Genomic DNA, 18,275 nt, shown 5'->3' on the forward strand with positions numbered 1-18,275 from the left:
ACGGAGATCGCACTCTCATGCCGATAACCCTGGACAACGAACATCAGAATTGGTGATCTTGCCCGCCGAGCCAGTGTACTGGCGCGCGACGCCGCACGAGGCCTTGCCCTGCTTTAAAAACCCGGTCTCATCGATGATCAGAACCGCGTCTTGATCGCCAAGGGTTTCCAGCGCGTATTCACGTACAATGTCGCGTAGCGCGTCGGCATCGCATCGTCCCCGGCCCAGGATCGCCTGCTGGCGCCACGGGCCTTTATCGTCGGCCGCTTCCGCCCGCATCCAACCCGTCTTGCGCGGCTCGTTGCTCAACAGACCGTCGAGAAACTGCCCCGCCGAGATCGCGACCCGCTCCTGCGTAAACAGCGGACGAATTCGTTGCTTGGCCTCTCGCAACAAAGAAGCCCACAGCGTCAGCGTGTCTTCGACCGACGCTCCACCAATCATCAAGTCCCGAATCATGGTAGCCCATAGATTCAGAACCACCCAAAATTGCAACTGTAGTGCTAATCGAGTAACATCCTGTCCAATGCCGTGCGGATCTTGGTTGCTCTCGACGCCTCGATAGAGGCGCTGTATTGGCGAGAGTCTCGCTGGACAGCAAAAGCTTCGTGCCGTCCGGCCAGCGACTCTGTTTTGGGATCGCGCCTGCTGGTGCTCACATCTTCGTCTTTGATACCAGGCTGGTAGCTTGCGACCTCGTCGATTACTCCGCCGGAGTGGGAGTGCTTGTAAAACAGCGCGGGGAGGAACTGTTCCCCGTGGAAGAGGTTTATTTCGGCATATTCCAGCATGACGTCGGGTGATGGAAGGTAGTTGCTGGAATCATCCCCCTCGTCGGCAATCGTTCCAAGCCTATGAAGATTGTCATGCCAGTCTTCGAAGGTTGACGACTTTTGGTGTGCCGCCAGCGCAAATTGCATGCTGAACATCACGCAATCGCCGGCAGATTTCTGCGTGCCAACCCCGATAAAGGCCCACTTCGGCTCCGTTCCCAGCTGCTGCAGCGTTTCCCGCCCGCAACCTGGAGTATGGCGTCACGAAGGTGTAAAGGTCGGCCGGCTCCATCACGATAACTGTCGGCGGTGCGCCGGCGCGGGTTCGAACATCAGCAGCAAAGTGGTGCATCTCGCCGTCTGCCAACCGTACGACAGCGCGCCAAGCACGATCCGACGACCGGTCCGCCAACGCCTCGAGAAGCTTGGCGGGCGAGTCCATGTACTTAAGATTAAGATCCGGGTAGCGCCTGTTATAGCTGTCCGCTAGGCGATGAAGATTGGCGAGATCGAGGGACAACAATTCGTGGTCGGGCTGTATGTTGGCAGACAGATAGCGAGCTACCTGCCGACCGTATTCCATTAGACCGGACGAAATTCCTGCCTGGCTGGCACGCTCAAGTGTTTGTCCAAGCAACTGAAGCTTCTCGTCAACGCGGGCTGGAATACGGTGAGATGCGGTTTCGCCACCGGCCCCGCGAGATGGTCCGGGCGAGTGCTGCCATTCAGTACTGGATCTAGGCGGACGCGATCGCACGGAAGCCAGGTGATCAGCAAATGCGGCTTCCTGGGCGTGTTGCCCGTCATCCTGAGAGGTCCCACGCCGTACGCTCAGTCGCGAAATGCAGCCGCCCATATCTATTCTCCTGTCAGAAGGATCACCGACCGGGCCCGCACGAGTTCATCCGCAAGGGCTGCCTTGAAGTCATGATCGCGCACTTATCGGCACAGTTGCTTCGCACCGATTTGGCGTTGGTTAGCTAGCATAGTATGATACGCGAGGTCGCTGACGAGAAGCTGACGCCGCCCAGGCGTCGAGCCTCTGCGGCGCTTTTTTACGCAAAGGTCAAGCTATCCCAATTGCGCCAATTGAGGTCGCTCGCGCGATAGCGCACATGGCGTTCGCGGTATTAAGGTGCCGCGCCGCGAACAGGGTGGAAGTGCAGCGTCGACCAGGATGAGAGGGCTTTGAGCTTCCTTCTGGAACTGATTGGGGATTGCAGGAATCCATCCACCAGAAAATTGCCAGCCGGAGCCATCTCAACGATGCATCAAAGGGTGAGGAAGGCTGCTGAGGAAGCGGGTGCGCAGAAATCAATTTGAGGCCGAGCGCGTTGCTTTAGAAACTCAACTAAGTGCCAGGAAGAAGGAACTTGATTCGTTCAACCTGAGAGAGGACTACCGTGATCTCGAACAGCAGCTGGGCGGGATAGATCGAGAACTCCACGACGCGATAAACGCGAACGTCTCGGATGGTCGGTTGCGCGACTTCTATCAGGAGAGCGCGTCGGAAGTTCCCGAGGCGGATTCGACCCGGCCGATCGCCATTCTCCAGGAGGCGGGTACCATGTTCAAAGACGATACTTTGCGCAAGCTGGGCGAGATCGCGTCATTTCATGAGCAGGTCTATCGGAACCGCAAAGAGTTCTTCAAAGCGGAGGTCGATCGGCTGACTCAGGCCATACGAGCCCGAGACGCCAAGATAGATGCGCTTTCGTCAGAAAAACAGCGGGTTCTTAATGTCCTCAGGTTCGGCGGTGCTATCGAGACATTGATCGCACTCCAGCGGACAACCCGGTCTGGCTATTCAAGGTCAACGGGTCTCTGCTCAGCAATGGAACTTTGTTCCCCTGATGAATCTCCGTGCCTTAGAATCTGCAGAGGCTGTGGATGATGCGATCTGATGCAGCTTGTTCGCAGCGCAGGCATTGAGCGGTTTTCTCTGTGCCTCTCAGGCGGCGAGACGCGACTCTAATGTGGGGGCGAATGTTCCGGGAGAGAATATTCGCCCCCACAAAAACGGAGGGGCGTCGGGCGTATAGCTCGGCGGTAGACGACGCGCGCGCCGGGGGCTGCCGCGACGAAGAGCCCTGCCGCCCAGCAGCACCAGCCGGTGCAGCCTTCTGGAGACCACAATTTTGGGAAGCGACGGTCGGCCGCTCCTTCCAACCTCAGCACGGCTTCAAAGGTGAAATCGAGTTGGTAGTGTGGGACACACTCCTTTCTGATGCCCGCGCACGAAACCAAGCCTTCTTCGACAAAGTCGGTATGTCTGGCAAAAGCTACTTCAGTGCAGACTCAACGCGCCATTGTCGGAACAACAAACTCGCCAGTATAAGCATACTAGCCGCAACGCCCATCCGACCCACGGGACCGTATGCACACAGTGGCGTGCGGCTTTTTTGCGCTCGTTATATGGCGTTGCAAGTGGCGGGGCTCGTCAGCTTCTCGAAAGCTTGCCTGCGTATCTTGTGACCCCCTGTGGTCTGTGGACGTGAGGCTAGCGTGGACAATTTTGACCCATCCAATGTACCGGCTTGGTCGCAGGTGCAGCACGCCGTCTCGGAAGAGCAGCAATCGGGGCAGGCGGGGCAAGAGGCCTTTGAGCAGCAATTGGCCGAAGCGCGTGGAGCCGATGCCACTCCCGTCGTAGGAGAGGCCGTGCCTCATGACCCCGACTATCCTCATCTGCCTGAAAGTGCCCGGAGCCTCATCGACGGGGCGGTCCAGGCAGAGGCTGCGCGCCGGAAATTGAGCCAGCGCACGGCTCAGAATTATGCTGGGGCTCTTCGCAGATTGGAGAAAGATCTCGGGTCTCGCGGCGAAACGATTGCTGCACTCGATCACAATTCCCTGGTAGCTCGCGCTGAAAAGTTCTTGTCGCGTGACTCGGCAATGGCTCCCGCGTTGACGGCGCTTCAAAAATATCGCGAGCCCAATGCTCCTGATGGTGCACGTCGACGTTATGTTGTTCCCTCTGCGAAAGATGGGAGCCCCATCGACGAGGCCGTTCCTCCAGTCGACAACTATCCTCATCTGTCTGGCAGAGACCGGGATCTCATCAACGAGGCCATGCAGGATCTTGCGTTCCAGAGTCTGCAAAGGAGTACGGGTTCCAACTATGCCTGGGCGCTTCGCACGTTGGGAAATGATCTCGGGTCACGGGGCAAGACGATTGATGCGCTCGATCACGGTTCTTTGGTCTCGCACGCGAGAGTGTTTTTTCCTCGGGATGGGCATATGCTTTCCGCGTTGACGGCCCTGCATAAGTATCGTGAGCCCGGTGCTTCGGCTGACGGGGGCCGACGTTACGTCTCCTCTGAGGAAGATGCGAACCTGATCGAGGGAGCCGTCCAGGCAGCTGCAGCGCGCCGGGGGTGGATACCTCGCACCACCGAGAAGTATTATAAGAATCTTCGTAAGTTGGCGAAATCTCTCGAGTCTAAGGGGCAAACAATCGCTGCGCTTGATCACAATTCGCTCGCAGCCCATGCTAAGGCATCATACGGGGTTGATAAGGAAATGAACGCCGCGTTGGAGGTGCTTCTTGAGCATCGTGAGCCCGGTATCCTAGCTGCGCGCACTCGTGGGGATCATGTTTCCTCCGTGGAAGACAAGAGCCTCATCGAGGCTGCGGCTCGTACTAGCGGGCGCCCGGACAAGGCCGTCGAAACGTATGTTAAAAGTCTTCTCAGGTTTGCAGGGGCGCTCAATGCTGACGGCCAAAGTATTGATAACTTAGACTACATCGAGCTAGTCAAGCTTGCTAAAAAGCTGTTTCCGGGTAACAAAAGCCTCATCAGCGGGCTGGGCATGATTCGCGATTTCCGCAAGGCGGAGCACGCTTCCGGCGCGGGCGGCTTTCTACACGCGGAGGATGATCTGGCTGTCCCGTCGCCGATGTTAAGTGTCGACCCAGAAGAGCTTCGGCGGCTACTGAATGATCAACCCGTCCACTCACAGCCGGTCTACAATTCGGCGGAGCTTCCGGATGCCGGGGATCAAGCTGGCCAGCTGCCAACCGAAAGTTGGGACACAGCGAAGCTTTTGGAGATGCTCGCTTCACCCGCCCGTTCGCCAGCGGACACCGTTAATCAGCCAAGCCCGCCCGTTCCTTCGCCGGTGCAAGTTGTCGATCCGGAGCAGATTTGGCTGGGAGCGGATCAACCTGGCCAGTTGCCAGCGGAAAGTTTGGACACAGCGAAGCTTTTGGAGATGTTCGCTTCACCACGCCATTCGCCAGCAGACAGTGTTAATCAGCCGAATCCGTCTCCGCTGTGGGACCTCGGGGGCTCTAGCTCCGGCGCGGCATATCACGCGGAGCAATCGCAGCCGGTGATGCCAAAGCTAGAACTATACCTTCCCCAGGGATGGCAGCACGGCGACCAATGGGCGCCGGAAGACCTCAAGGAAGGAATGCGCTTGCATGATGTGCTCCCGAGCGCGTCTCAGCCGGAGACAAATTTGACCATCCGCGGCCTGAACTACACGGCCACTATTGGGCCGCCAGGCTTGGAGCACGAGATTTTTCTTCGCAGAACCTGAACAGGCTGGCCCACCAATCCATGTAGGTGCCTTGCAGTCCTTCTCCGGGATTCAATTTGACGGCACCCCATGGAATACAACAGCGCCCCGGGAGCGAGGTGGTCAGCTTGCTTTCCAGATGCAAGGCTGGCTCCAAAGTTAGCGGTGCGTGATAGGACAGCGTCGATTTTATGCATTTTCTCTGACGCCGAGTCGCGCCTGTGCTGTCTCCAATAGACGAACGCAATCGGCCGAGCATGACCCGGTGCGGGCCTTACAGAGACGTCCGACCGCGACAATCACAGGCACTCAACGAGTGAAAGAAGATTGTCCGGCTGAATGCCGTCCGCCGTCTTCGACCAGATGGCCGCACCGGCGTCGCCGCCGAACATCGCCAGCCCGGCGTGCCGCGTTTTTCCTTCGCGAACTCGCGAGCTCTGAGGTCGAGGAGTTCGCCGATCTTGCGCCAGGTTGCCTCAACGTCACGAGGCTCGGCAGCTCGGATCAGGTGTATGAGTTTGGCGAAGACCGGCTCGATCGGATTGAGGTCGGGGCTGCAGGGCGGCTGGAAGAGCAGATGCGCTCCCTTGGCGCGGATGGCGTCGCGGGCCGGCTTTCCCTTGTGACTGCTGAGGTTGTCGAGGATGACGACCTCGCCTTTTGCCAGAGTTGGCGCCAACACCTTCTCGACATAGAGGGTGAAGAGTTTGCCATTGATGGGGACGTCGATGACCCAAGGTGCGCTGATCTGGTCGTGGCGCAGCGCTGCGATGAAAGTCATGGTGCTGATTGATCGGGATAGGGGGACGTCTCGCGACGCCGCCCCTCCCACACCACCGGGCATACGGGTCCGTACCGCGGCGGTTCGACTGAGTTAAGCTGGCCCAGAAACCAGTATTCGGGGGAGACCGCGAGCGTCAAAGAAGTGGTTGCGCAGGGCGTGCTGGACCGCCGGGTGCCCGGACATTCGCCAGAGCCCCGTCGGTGAACCGGCGGCAATCGATGCGGCGAACTTCGTGATGCCGAGGCGGCGAAGCTCCGTGAATCGCTTGTGCCCGTTCCGCCATTGTCGCCAGAGATACATTCGCAGTCTCCGGCGAATCCAGGCTTCCAGGTTTGTGAGCACGCGGGGAGTCTGGCAGAACGCAAAGTACCCGCGCCATCCGATGAGGTAAGGCGAGAGGTCTTTGATGATCCGTTCCAGATTGGTGCCTCGCGTCCGGCGTGTGATGTCCCGGACCCGGTCCTTTGAACTTAGCGAGCGCTTTCGGCGCAATGCGTCGTTCGCAATGCTGAATCCTAGGAACTTGCGCTCTTCTGGTCGTGCCACCGCGCTCTTGGCCTCGTTGACCGTTAGCCGCAGCTTGTCGGTCAGAAGCCGGGTGATCGAGGCCATGACCCGCTCGCCGGCGCGATGACTGCGAACATAGATGTTGCAGTCGTCCGCACAGCGACAGAACCGATGGCCACGTCGAGCCAGCTCCTTGTCGAGATCGTCGAGCACGATATTACTGAGGAAGGGCGAGAGCGGCCCACCCTGAGGGGGCCCCTCATCCACCGGTCTGATCAGGCCGTCCTCCAGCACCCCGGCATTCAGGTACGCCCGGATGAGTTTGAGCACGCGCTTGTCGGTCACCCGTGCGGCGACGCGCGACATCAAGATGTCATGGTTGACTCGGTCGAAGAATCTTTCCAGATCGAGATCCACCACAACGTCGTAGCCCTCGGCGATGTAGCGTTGTGCCTGGGCTACGGCCTGGTGCGCCGACCGTCCCGGCCGGAATCCGTAGCTGTGCTCGGAGAACGTCGGATCCCATTGTTCTTGAAGAACCTGCAGCACGGCTTGCTGAATCAGGCGGTCGACGACACAGGGAACGCCGAGCCTTCTGACCCCACCATCCGGTTTCGGAATTTCCACCCGCTTAACCGGCCGTGGCTGATAGTTCCCGTTGAGCAAGTGGAGCCGAATTGCTGGCCAGTGCTCACGCAGGAATGCCTTGGCGACGTCGATGGTCATCCCATCGACACCAGGACCTCGCTTGTTTCCTTGAACGCGTTTCCACGCTCTTTGAAGGTTCTCGCGGCTACATACCTCCTCCATCAGATGTTCTGGGAAAGCCGGGCTTTCGGTCGCCGTCATCGCCACAGACGGTTCGGCTCCTCCGGTCGCGGCAGCCGGGGTTTCACCCCGACCCTCCGTGCCTGAGGCCAGTTGTTGCTGGTTTGTCTGCCGCTTTCCGTTCATGAGGTGCCGGTCCTACTTGCCTCTCTCATTCGTTCGGGCCTTCAGCCATCGTTTCCGGCTCTGCCGATCTGTTGCTCCGCTTTTCAGCTTTGGAGTGTCTCAATAGCTTCGCCGACCGCATGACCTGTCGGGTCGGAGGAGGCGCCCACTAAAGGGCTTGCCTCCGTCCGCCGCACAAACGGAACGTGCAGTTTTCCCGCATTCCGCTTTCATGAACGGGCTTTCGCGATTTGAAGAGAAGGTATCAGCGAGACAAGGCTGACAAGCTTGAACTCCATGCGCAGCCTTCGTGTGGGATACTCTTTCCAGCATGTGTTTCGCCTTCGCTTGGCGCGATGCGACCACAGCCTTTGGATTATCCACCGATCCAGCTGATTGAAGCGCTTCCTGACGTTGGAGCGACAGTAGTAGTTTCCCCATCCCCGGATAATCGGGTTGATCGTTTCGATCAATTTCCCCATGCGCAGAGGTATCCTTCTTTGCGTTAAGGCCCTGATCTGATCCTTGAATCGGTCGACCGACTTCTGTGCGGGAATGGCGTAGAGACCATGCCGATTCAGCCTGGACTTTATCCGGTCGCGATTCAGGCGCAAGTTGCCTTTCCCGCGTTGGATTTTGAATCCTAGAAACTCAAAGCCGTGCGCTACATGTACAATCCGGGTTTTCGCCTGATTGAGCTCAACGCCAAGCTGTTTGAGAATCTTCGCTGCTCGCGCCAAAGCGTATTCCGCCTCCGCACGTGTCCGGCAGGTCACCACCCAGTCATCCGCCCACCGCGTGAGTTGGTACCCTTGCCGCCTCATCTCCTTGTCGAAGGGAGTCAGCAGGATGTTACTCATCAATGGCGAGACGACTCCGCCTTGCGGGGTTCCCGTTGGAGTCGCGTATTTCTGTCCCCGCTCTTCATAGCCTGCTTTCAGCATCTGCAGAATCAACTTCAGCACTCTGCTGTCGGCGATCTGCTTTCCGATAAGGGTCAGGAGCTTTTCGTGATCCACAGACCCGAAAAAGTCTTTCAAATCCGCATCCACGATCCACTCGTTTCCGCTCTCCACTTCACGCCAAATCTTGGTCAGGGCATCCGCGGTCTTGCGACCTTTGCGATATCCAAAACTGCTCGGATCAAAGACGCGCTCAAAGATGGGCTCCAGACGGTTGACCAGAGCCTGCTGACATACTCTGGAGGGTGTCAGTAACTCAGTGTAAGATGGTTTCTGTGAGTTTACCTTTGACAGGAGACTCACATGGCTACCGATTTTTCACCTGAGATTTTGGACCAGATTCTTGCTGGGGGCAGCCTCAAGCCGGAAGACTTGGCCGGCGAAGATGGGCTTTTCCGACGATTGAAGAAGGCGCTTCTGGAGCGCGCACTGGCTGCGGAGCTGACCCACCACCTTGGCTATGAGAAGGGCGACCCGGCGGGCCGTGGATCGGGCAACAGCCGCAACGGCACGAGCAGCAAAGCGTTGTTGACGGATGACGGCGAGATCGAGATCGAGGTGCCGGGCGACCGCGCCGGCACGTTCGAGCCGGTGATCGTCGCCATGGGCCAGACCCGCTTCGACGGCTTCGACGACAAGATCATCAGTCTCTATGGGCGGGGCATGACGGTGCGGGAGATCCAGGGCCATCTGGCCGAACTCTACGGCACCGAGGTGTCCCCCGATCTGATCAGCAAAGTCACCGACGCGATCCTCGACGAGGTCCGCGAATGGCAGAGCCGGCCGCTGGAATCGATCTATCCGGTGGTCTTCTTCGACGCGCTCAGGGTCAAGATCCGCGATGAAGGGATGGTCAAGAACAAGGCGGTCTACGTCGTGCTGGGCATTACTGCATCAGGCGAGAAAGACGTGCTCGGGCTTTGGATCGAGCAGACCGAAGGCGCCAAATTCTGGCTCAAGGTCATGAACGATCTGAGGAACCGCGGCGTCGCCGACATCCTGATCGCCGTCGTCGACGGCCTGAAGGGCTTTCCCGAGGCGATCAACAGCGTCTTTCCCAAAACGATGGTCCAGACCTGCATCGTGCATTTGATCCGCAACAGCCTGTCCTTCGTGTCCTGGAAGGATCGCAAGGCGATCCTGCCCTCGATCAAGGCGATCTATCATGCCATGAATGCCGACACCGCTCTGCTCAGGCTCGAAGACTTCGAAGCCGAGTGGGGCAAGCGCTATCCCGCGATCGGGGCGGCCTGGCGGCGGGCGTGGGAGCAGGTCATCCCGTTCTTCGCGTTCGCGCCGGAGATCCGTAAAATGATCTACACCACCAACGCGGTCGAGGCGTTGAACCGTTCGCTGCGCAAGATCATCAAGACGCGCGGTAGCTTCCCCAACGACGAGGCGGCGATGAAGCTGCTTTACCTCGCCATCAGGAATGCCGGAATACACTGGCGACGACCAGTTGCATGGACCGCCGCGATGGGCCAGTTTGCCATCCAGTTCGGCGAGCGCTTTGCAGGCTCAGCGGACTGACCCCATGGGGTCAGTCCGCTGACCCCGCAATCCTCTCACAGAGGCGCTCTTACACAAAACTTCTGACACTCCCGCAACGAGTTCTTCGGTCGTCTTGCGCACCTCGCGGAACCAGCAGCATTCGCCCGCCACCTCGCCCCCCTGCGCAAGGTCGAATGGATCGTCTACGCCAAGCGGCCGTTCGCCGGGCCTGAGCAGGTTCTCGCCTATCTCGGGCGCTACACCCATCGTGTCGCGATCGCCAACAGCCGTCTGCTGGCCTGCGCGAATGGCCATGTTCGCTTCCGTTGGAAGGACTATCGCGACGAGAACAAGTCCAAAGTCATGACGCTCGAAGCCGATGAGTTTATCCGTCGCTTCCTGCTTCACATTCTGCTGAAAGGCTTCCGCCGTATCCGTCACATCGGCTTCCTGGCGAACACCTGCCGAGCCGCCAAGCTCGCACTGATCCGCAGCGCTCTCCAAGCGCCAGCACCACCGTCGACGGTCAAACCGGCTGACTATCGCGAGCGCTACGCCGTTCTGACCGGGCATCGCATCGAGCTCTGTCCCATCTGCGGAGGTCGCATGATCGAGATCGGTCTTTATCCACGCTCGCCACTGCCCCGACGTTCAGCACCGCGGTGCGACACGTCATGACCACCTTTGACCTTGAACGTCTGAGCATTGGTTACACTGATCGTAATCCCGACCTCCTCCGTCGGAATGCTCAGGCGTGCCAGTATATTCCGCTGCAGCCTCTCCGTCGTACATTTGTCATTGACGATACCGCGGTCATCACGAATGATCCCGCCGGTTATTTGCCCTACTGTCGTCGATCAAACACTCCGAGCAGATCTTCGCCGTGCGCTATGCCTTCCTCCGCGCCCAATACCTGCCTTCAACGCCCATAGGGTCCGGGCCAACAACACGCGGCTTCGTTCAATCCGGCTTCAAATGGGTCCCGCGCCCAGCAAGAGGTGACGTCGGCGACGCGGGACCCATTTGAAGCCTCCGACATTCCGCTCGATGTCGCCCACGGTTCCGGAATGATCTCGCCCACCGTTCCGATTTGATGTCGCCCGCCATCGAACGAACCCGCTACGCGGGAGTGGGAGGAGCCTGTGAACTGAGGTGTCCTGTCTGAGAGGATGTTGGCTTTTCGCACCACCCCTCTCAAGAGTCGACATCACGCGGACGATCACCTCCTCGTTGTCACGAGTTCACTAGGTAGTCGTGCCTCTGCAATGGTAGGCCCGCCTTGTCGGCTTTCCGACATCGGCGTCTTCAACCGAAAAGGATGGCTGGGACACTTTTCTGACGGCGCGCAGCGCGGGATTTCTGTCGGAAATATGACGCGGCACAAATTGCGTCAGGTTCAAGACACCGGCCGCCTTGTGCGCTGTGGATTTTTTCAAAAGCGTAATCAGGCGCTTAACGTGCTGACGATGCTGGCATGGCTGTTGCTATTGAGATGCGGCGACACCGAGCGAGGGCTGATTGCAACGCAGACGCGCAGAACGAGCGATGCTTTTCTTCCGTACAAGCGGTGTCCCCCGTTTCTGAGAGAGACAAGCTCGTGCATAAAATCGCACAACTTTTGGCAATAGCTTTGGAGATTAACATGGTGCTGCGCATGGAGTCTCCAGCTCCTCCGATCAAAATGGAGAACTGGCTGCGCGGCCAGCCCCTCACGAGCTTCCAGCCCGGGAACGTGTACATCGTCGAATTTTGGGCTACTTGGTGCGGACCGTGTTTGGCGCCGATGCGCCATCTGGTGCAGCTGCAAGAGAAGTATAAAGATAGCGGGCTTGAGGTCCTCGCGGTCGCAGCTCAGGAACGAGCTCAAACGGCGGACGAAGCTCGAACCAAGTTGGATGCGTGGTTGACCCAGAAGTTCTCGAACCTGAACTATCGAATCGGGTTCGCTTACGCAGGCGAAATGAACAAGCTTTGGATGGATGGCAGCCTTTCAGTCGCGATTCCCACCTCGTTCATTGTCGACCGAGACGGCCACATTGCCTTTATCGGTCATCCAGAGCAACTCGATGAGGTTTTGCCGAAAGTTCTTAACGGCACCTGGCGCACCAGCCATGAAGCGAAAGCCGCCGACATCGCACGGGTCGCCGAAGGCGAGCGCAAAACGCGCGAATTGACGCACAAGCGAGCGTTGACTGAGCCGATCCTAGCCAAACTTGCGCCGGCGATGAAGGCCAAGGATTGGTCGACCGCGCTTTCGGCGGTCGAAGAGGCCGTCGCTGTAATGCCAGACGACATCAACTTCCGCCAGCTTCACGCAGAGCTGCTGCTTCACAAAATGCACTTCATGCGTACCGGCTTGCCGATCATACGCCAATTGGTTCGTGACGCGATCGACAAAAAATCCGAGGTGTGGATGGCCGCGGCGCTGCGCCAACTCTTCGATCAGGCGAACGACAACTCCTACTTCCCACCTGCCGAGCGCTTTGCGATGGGCAAGGAGTTGTCCGAACACATCCTGGCATTGGATCCTCCGCAACGCGACGGCGGCTATAAGTTCCTATCTTATGGGGCCGTTGCTCAATATTATTACGAGCGCGGCAACAAGGATCGCGCGATCGAGCTGGTCGAGCTGGCACTGAAGTCGCTGGACCGTCCGGAGACCATCCCGGACGAACTGAAACAGAAACTCCTTTCGACGTTGCTACAGGCCCTGGCCAACTACAAGGGCGAGAAGGCTTGTTACGGGGGTTCTTGTGCGGCCCCGGATAACAATTTTCCGAAAGTCAAAGCGCAGCCGCCGGAGGAGAAACATGAAAAGGGGTGATAATCCGAATATGCTTGCTCCTTAATTCGTTCACTTCTCTGGCGGGCCAGTGGCAAGCAGAGTCCATCAAGCACAGTGGTGAATCGTTTGCAGGTTGAACTTCTTCGCGCAGGGCTGGCCGATGTCTCAGATCGATGCTCTCATGCCGTGAAACCTCAAAGCCTTAACGGGCCGCGCGCGCGGCATAAACCAAGCATAGCTGGCCACATCCCAGCAGCCTCAACTTCCCTACCTTGGCTGTAGCCGCTTGCCATTGCGCCGGTCAGCGCTGCCAGCGCGGTGATGCCGAATCGGATTGTCCGAGGGTGGCCTGTCTCAAGAACGGCAGTACGATGAAAGTCGGAAGGACACTTAGTTCCTGTGCTTCACATGGTGCATGCTTGTGGCGCTTATGACAAAAGCGAAACAGTCGTTCGCTCATCCTTAAACGCGAAGTGAATGTCCTTTGGGACAATATTGGCAGCTTGGATCAAGGCTATTTTCACTTCCTTGTGCGAGTATTCAGGACCGCGAACTGCTCAAAATCCCGCTAGCTGATATCGAATTGCACCAACTGGACAAAGATTATGAGCGGCGGATCTGGTGTTCAGGCGTTGATTACGAGAAACTCTTGCGTGAGGCAATACAATTCGTAGATGTCGCTTTCGCGGTCGCCGATATGAATGCAACGCTCCGGCTGTCCGAGCCGTTCGATCGATTGCCTGAGATTGTCGAGCCAACGAACGCTCTCCTTCTTCTCGATGGGAACGCGGGTCGGGGTTGATCTTCTTCTTGAGCTGCGCCGTGCCTTTGAATTTTTTCCGTGTCCAGAATTTCACCGCCGCCAATCCCAGGGGGAGGCCCTCGACGGTCACCGCGAGGCTGGAATGCATCAGCATTCCGCAGACCGTGTGATGGCGCCAACGACCACCTTTGTCCCGCCCGCTATTGACGCTCTTGGTCATGCCAATCGCGCTCGTGTTCGTGCGTTGGTAGGAGAATTCCGTGGTGTCCTGGATAAGGAGGATCGGGCCTATACAATCGTCATAGCGCGTGCGCGTAGCGGCGTAGTGGCCGCTAAGAATGTCGGCTTCCTCCACGCGCTCGTTGGCGAAGAAGCGGTAGGCCGCCTTCGTGTTCGCCCAGTCTTGGCACGCGAACGGTATACTCCCGCCCATGCCATCACCAATTTGCCTCAACAGCTCGCCAAATCGTTGACCAAGACGGGCGTCCTTGAAAGCCGTCTTGTCGATCTCGCGCTCAGTCCAGTGTTCGACGGCGCTTTCATCACGATCATCCTGGCGACCATCCGAGCCTGTCGACCGACGAGATCTCGCGCCGCTTGGACACATGAAAGCACCTCGCCGTTGCGATTCAGGTGCTCAGCAATGAATCACAAGCGATTCATCCGATTCAAGATTCTTCGATCTACCCTCCCGCAAAGGAATCAAGCACTTGTGGGTAATTGAAAGCCGGTGAAGCGGTCGATTACCCTAATCTGGTCTGCTACTTGCCATGACGACAACGCAAATGATTTGGGCGAAAACCTAATGCGGGGAGAGGCTCGTTCCCTCGATCCCGCGTGCGTCTAGGGCGTGTACGGATAAAAGCGCAGACGTCGGCTTTTTGGGGGCTGAGCAGAAATCTTCTGCTCGTTCCGAGCATTGCCGGTTTTGAACCCGGATCGGACATCGGCCAGCATTGACCTGCCACCGAACTTTCATCCAGCGGCCGGTTAGAGTCTCGGGCTCGCACCTTGCCTAGCCAAAACTGGTCCAGTTTGCCGGCCTCAGATCATCGGCAACGACCGAGGTCAGCATGAGTCCACACGACAACAGATCGAAGGAGCTTGAATCGGTCCCTGCGTCAGGTTGTACATTCTTGCGAAGACATGTCCGCGAAAGCATCGGCAAATGAAGCAACCATCTCTCACTATTGTACTATGTTCTGCTTTCGGTTTGCTCGGGCTGACTGGAGGGGCGCTCGCAGACTCAATCCGACGCTACAACTGCACCATAGACGGAACCGATCGAGAGTCGGTAGGTGATCGGAAATAGGCACGTCATTGTCAGCCTTCAATATACCTGCCACATTGCGGGTGGGCCGTTGATAGGGCGCAGTAATCACGGCGATATCAGTCAGCGAATGGGACGGTGAGAACGGGAGATGCTTGGCTCTCTCGACGTTCAAGCTTCGATGACCCTCGAAAGGGTTGTCGCGTCCTAGAATAAAGACCGGAGACATCAAGTTGGACTGCATCGCGAAGCGCCGCTTCTTGGAAATCTAGAGTGTGTTGCTCGAAAAGCATTTTTGGCTTGGTGATTGACGCGCTCTGTCGGTCTGTCGTCAAGGATCATGCAATTGACGACTCCGCGTGCTCGGATCCGACGATCCTATTCGGCCAGCCCTGTCAGATAAGACGAGGACAAGCCATCGAGCCGGCACGTAGCTATCGCGCTCGTCAGGGCAGGCAGCACAGTTTCCGCTACATTGGAGATGGATTATGAGGCCCATTGACGAGCGCGGCAAATCGCCCATTTCGGAATTTGGTGCCAACGAAGGTCGAGGCGCTGACGGTTCTAGCGCTGGACCGGCTTCTGCCCCGGGTGAAGAGGGCCGGTCATTCAGTTCCGTTGTGGAGCGGATGCGCTCTCAGTCTCAGGATTCAGATGCTTCATACTCTCGCATCGCGCCGCGCGCCGGCGATGCGGGCCGGTTTGCCGGTCCTCCCGCCGGCCCACATCGACTCCTCGGGGCTGCGCTGCAGGGCGCATTCGGTGGGAGCCGTCGTCGTTTCGGCTCCTTGCCGGAATCCGGCTCGTCGCGATCTGATGGGGAACCGCGGCGCGACGATCCAGAGGCTGAAAGCTCACTAGGACGCTCGCTCCCGTCGCACCCGGCTAGCGAACCAGAAGGGGGACACGTCCATGATGTGCCCACCCAGACGATCCAGGGCCGAGGCCTGCAGCGACCTTATAGACCTTACGGTGGGGAACCACGTCGAGACGCAGGCCCGTTGCGTGGCGAGGAGTCCTGGCGCGCCGATCGAGAGGCTGGAAGCTCGCACGCGGGCAGACGCCCGCCGGATACGCAATCCGTGTCTGAGGGAAGCGGCAGACCAGGAAGGTGGCGCGTCGCCAATGCGCCGACGCAGCCAATCCAGCGTGAAGGTCCGGAACGATGCGATCGTACTTACGATGGCGCAGCAAATCGGGAAGCACGCCTGTTGCGTTCTGATGGCGGTCGGTGGCGTGCCCACCGAACGGCTGAGAGCTCGCAAAGCGGCGAGCTCTCAGCGAATACGCAATCCGTGTCCGAGCGGGGTGACAGGCCAGGAAGCTGGCGCACCGGCGGTGTCCCTGCGCAGCCCATCCAGCCTGAGAGCTCGGAGCGAGCCCATCGAACGTATGGCGGCGGAGCCAATCTGGAGGTTGACCCTTCGCGTTCGGTTGGCAACCGGCGGCGCGCCGATCGAGCGGCCGAACGCTCGCAAACAGGCGGGCTTGTGCCGCATAGCCAATCCGTCTCTGGCTCGAGTGGCGGACCAGGAAGGCCGCACATCGACAATTCAGCCGTGCAGAACGTGTTAGGTGGAATACCGGAAAGGCATTCTAGACGATCGGATGAACTAAATGCTGCGCTAAGAGAAATCGCCAGCGCTCGCGATATCGGCATTTTCTCACGCGAAGTGGTACGTTACAGCAAGCAGCTGCGGGGGCAGGATCTTTCAGAGTTTCTGTCAACCGCGGCTGCCCGTTTCGATGCTCGATTTATTGTGCAGTTGGAAGAAAATATCCGGTCGTCATGGGGGTACGCCACGACATGCAACGCGGTAAGCCGGGAAGCCGGAGGTGACGCCGGCATACAAGCTTGCCGTGCCTTAGCGGTTCGAGTGTCGCGTCTTGACAAGATGCTTATGAAGCAAATGAATCCCAGCGCCCTTTCTCTCTTCGCATCATCGTTCGGTCGGCATCCCTCGCTGGCGGAATGCCACGCGGCAATCATCAGCATTGCCGAATTTTGTTGCGATGAAAGCTTTGCGTTTCAGGAACTGCAAAATCAAAGTCTGGCATTGCTGGTCAACGGCTTCAGTAAATGTCCAGACGAGGAGAGCTGTGGCCAAGCCACAGCCGCGATCGCCCGAGAGGTTTGTGGAGCCCGCCTGTCTGAATACATTCCGCAGAACCTGGCGAATCTGGTGAACGGCTTTAGCAAGTGGCCTGAACAGGCACACTGCTCCCAAGCCGCGGGTTTGCTTGCTGGCGAACTTAGCCGCCGCGCCGCTCGGAGGGACGGACTATTCGATTTTAATCAGCAGGGACTAGCCAACCTGGTGAACGGGTTCGGCAAGTGGCCGGAAGGCCGCTGCGGCGAGGCTATTGTCGCGATCGCCAAGGAGATCGTCGCACGCGCCGACCAACTTCCTGATTTTACTTCACAGGGACTGGCTAACCTAAAGCGGATTCCTGTCATTTAGAAGCATAGCCTGCGTGAGCGAAATAGTTGGTGCATTCGCGTGGGCTTAGTTGTGGGATGAACGAACGGATCGCGCGCGTGAGATGCGGAACTGTTCGTGCCGCGACCTTACGCAAGTATGCCTTAAATTTGCTGTAGGGCAGCTCGATCGGATTAAGATCAGGCGAGTATTTCGGGAGATACCGCACGCTCGCCTTTGCCTTCTCAATCGCGTGCCTAACGGCAGGCGCCATGTGAACTCGGCAGTTGTCCATCACGACGATGTCGTTGCGCCGAAGGGTTGGAACCAAGCACTGCTCAACATAGGCGAGGAACATTTCTCCGGTCATAGCTCCCTCGATCACCATCGGGGCAGTCATTTTATTGTGGCGCAAGGCCGCCACGAAAGTGATGGTCTCCCATGACCCCAGCGGAACGGCGCCGATCACCCTGACACCCCTTGGCGCACGCCCCCGGAGCCGCGCCAGATTTGTGCTGACCGCAGTCTCGTCGATAAAAACGAGCCGGGCGGGATCAAGAAAACCTTGCTCTCGTATCCAACGTCGGCGAGCTCGCGCAACGTCCTCTCGCTGCCGTTCAGTAGCCTGCAGGCTTTTTTTTAAAGGTGATGTTGTGACGGTCGAGAAAGCGCCAGAGCGCGCTGCGGCTGGTTCGAATTCTCCGCTTGCGCAGCTCTGCAAGCGTCTCCACCAGGGTCAGGTCTGGATGCTCAGCAACCACAGCCAAAATCTCGGTTGCGAACTCTTCGAGCGGCGAAACGCTTCCGCCGCGCGGCTTCGCAGCGGCGCTGTTATCGTCCCGCCAGCGCTGCACCCACTTGACCGCCGATGCTACACTCACCTCGAAGCGTTCGGCCGCCTCGCGCCGCGACGCGCCCGCAGCCACGGCCTCGATAACGCGTTCCCGCAGGTCACAAGAATAGGCCTTCGGCACCGCCCGCCCCCGCCGGCAAGGAGAATCAATGCACACAGTCTCCATCATCGCTAACCGTTTGGGAATCCCCCAGATTCAAATCGGGCGAA

At 58.4% G+C, this 18,275-nt stretch carries 10 protein-coding genes and 4 pseudogenes; 6 read left to right on the forward strand and 8 right to left on the reverse strand.

Annotated features, from left to right (window positions below; translation table 11 throughout):
• Window positions 1-39 precede the first annotated feature (39 nt).
• The 3 genes and pseudogenes from ACVJGD_RS39050 to ACVJGD_RS39060 form a co-directional block, all read right to left on the reverse strand.
• Window positions 40-459 (reverse strand): annotated as a pseudogene (locus ACVJGD_RS39050) (transposase); the annotation flags it as partial.
• 44 nt (window positions 460-503) lie between these two features.
• Window positions 504-1,004, reverse strand: a complete 501-nt coding sequence (locus ACVJGD_RS39055) for a YopJ family acetyltransferase (protein WP_456640522.1) — start codon at window positions 1,002-1,004, stop codon at window positions 504-506.
• A gap of 46 nt (window positions 1,005-1,050) precedes the next feature.
• Window positions 1,051-1,629 (reverse strand): annotated as a pseudogene (locus tag ACVJGD_RS39060) (YopJ family acetyltransferase); the annotation flags it as partial.
• A gap of 447 nt (window positions 1,630-2,076) precedes the next feature.
• On the opposite strand from ACVJGD_RS39060, the gene ACVJGD_RS39065 reads away from it, so the two are divergent.
• Window positions 2,077-2,667, forward strand: a complete 591-nt coding sequence (locus tag ACVJGD_RS39065) for a hypothetical protein (RefSeq protein ID WP_456639159.1) — start codon at window positions 2,077-2,079, stop codon at window positions 2,665-2,667.
• A gap of 611 nt (window positions 2,668-3,278) precedes the next feature.
• Window positions 3,279-5,318 (forward strand): hypothetical protein, encoded by a 2,040-nt coding sequence (locus ACVJGD_RS39070; protein WP_456639160.1) that lies wholly within the window; start codon window positions 3,279-3,281, stop codon window positions 5,316-5,318.
• Window positions 5,319-5,742: 424 nt separating this feature from the next.
• Here the strand turns inward: ACVJGD_RS39070 and ACVJGD_RS39075 are convergent.
• The 3 genes and pseudogenes from ACVJGD_RS39075 to ACVJGD_RS39085 form a co-directional block, all read right to left on the reverse strand.
• Window positions 5,743-6,084, reverse strand: a pseudogene (locus tag ACVJGD_RS39075) (transposase); the annotation flags it as partial.
• A gap of 87 nt (window positions 6,085-6,171) precedes the next feature.
• Window positions 6,172-7,542 carry a group II intron reverse transcriptase/maturase gene (ltrA, locus tag ACVJGD_RS39080; RefSeq protein WP_456639161.1) on the reverse strand — a complete coding sequence of 457 codons (1,371 nt, stop codon included), beginning with the start codon at window positions 7,540-7,542 and terminating at the stop codon, window positions 6,172-6,174.
• A 209-nt stretch (window positions 7,543-7,751) separates the two neighbouring features.
• Window positions 7,752-8,786 carry a reverse transcriptase domain-containing protein gene (locus ACVJGD_RS39085; RefSeq protein WP_456639162.1) on the reverse strand — a complete coding sequence of 345 codons (1,035 nt, stop codon included), beginning with the start codon at window positions 8,784-8,786 and terminating at the stop codon, window positions 7,752-7,754.
• Here ACVJGD_RS39085 and ACVJGD_RS39090 point away from each other — a divergent pair, their 5' ends adjacent.
• The 3 genes and pseudogenes from ACVJGD_RS39090 to ACVJGD_RS39100 all read left to right on the forward strand — a co-directional run bounded on the left by ACVJGD_RS39090 (window position 8,787) and on the right by ACVJGD_RS39100 (window position 12,798).
• On the forward strand, window positions 8,787-10,013 hold the full coding sequence (locus tag ACVJGD_RS39090; RefSeq protein ID WP_456639163.1) for an IS256 family transposase: 1,227 nt from the start codon (window positions 8,787-8,789) through the stop codon (window positions 10,011-10,013).
• Window positions 10,014-10,094: 81 nt separating this feature from the next.
• A pseudogene (locus ACVJGD_RS39095) lies at window positions 10,095-10,652 on the forward strand (IS91 family transposase); the annotation flags it as partial.
• 964 nt (window positions 10,653-11,616) lie between these two features.
• The gene (locus ACVJGD_RS39100) at window positions 11,617-12,798 is read left to right on the forward strand and encodes a TlpA disulfide reductase family protein (protein WP_456639164.1); all 1,182 of its coding nucleotides are present in this window, start codon (window positions 11,617-11,619) and stop codon (window positions 12,796-12,798) included.
• 518 nt (window positions 12,799-13,316) lie between these two features.
• On the opposite strand, the gene ACVJGD_RS39105 is transcribed toward ACVJGD_RS39100, so the two are convergent.
• A complete protein-coding gene (locus ACVJGD_RS39105) occupies window positions 13,317-14,129 on the reverse strand; it encodes an IS4/Tn5 family transposase DNA-binding protein (RefSeq protein ID WP_456639165.1) in 813 nt (270 codons plus the stop codon).
• A 2,222-nt stretch (window positions 14,130-16,351) separates the two neighbouring features.
• On the opposite strand from ACVJGD_RS39105, the gene ACVJGD_RS39110 reads away from it, so the two are divergent.
• Window positions 16,352-17,254: a hypothetical protein gene (locus ACVJGD_RS39110; protein WP_456639166.1), complete on the forward strand. Its 903-nt coding sequence runs from the start codon at window positions 16,352-16,354 to the stop codon at window positions 17,252-17,254.
• Here the strand turns inward: ACVJGD_RS39110 and ACVJGD_RS39115 are convergent.
• A protein-coding gene (locus tag ACVJGD_RS39115) for an IS630 family transposase (RefSeq protein ID WP_456640512.1) occupies window positions 17,247-18,231 on the reverse strand; the annotation gives its coding sequence in 2 pieces (ribosomal slippage) (window positions 17,247-17,838 and window positions 17,837-18,231; 987 coding nt in all). The genes ACVJGD_RS39110 and ACVJGD_RS39115 overlap by 8 nt on opposite strands.
• Window positions 18,232-18,275: the final 44 nt, after the last annotated feature.

It is taken from the genome of Bradyrhizobium sp. USDA 10063 (assembly GCF_054063735.1).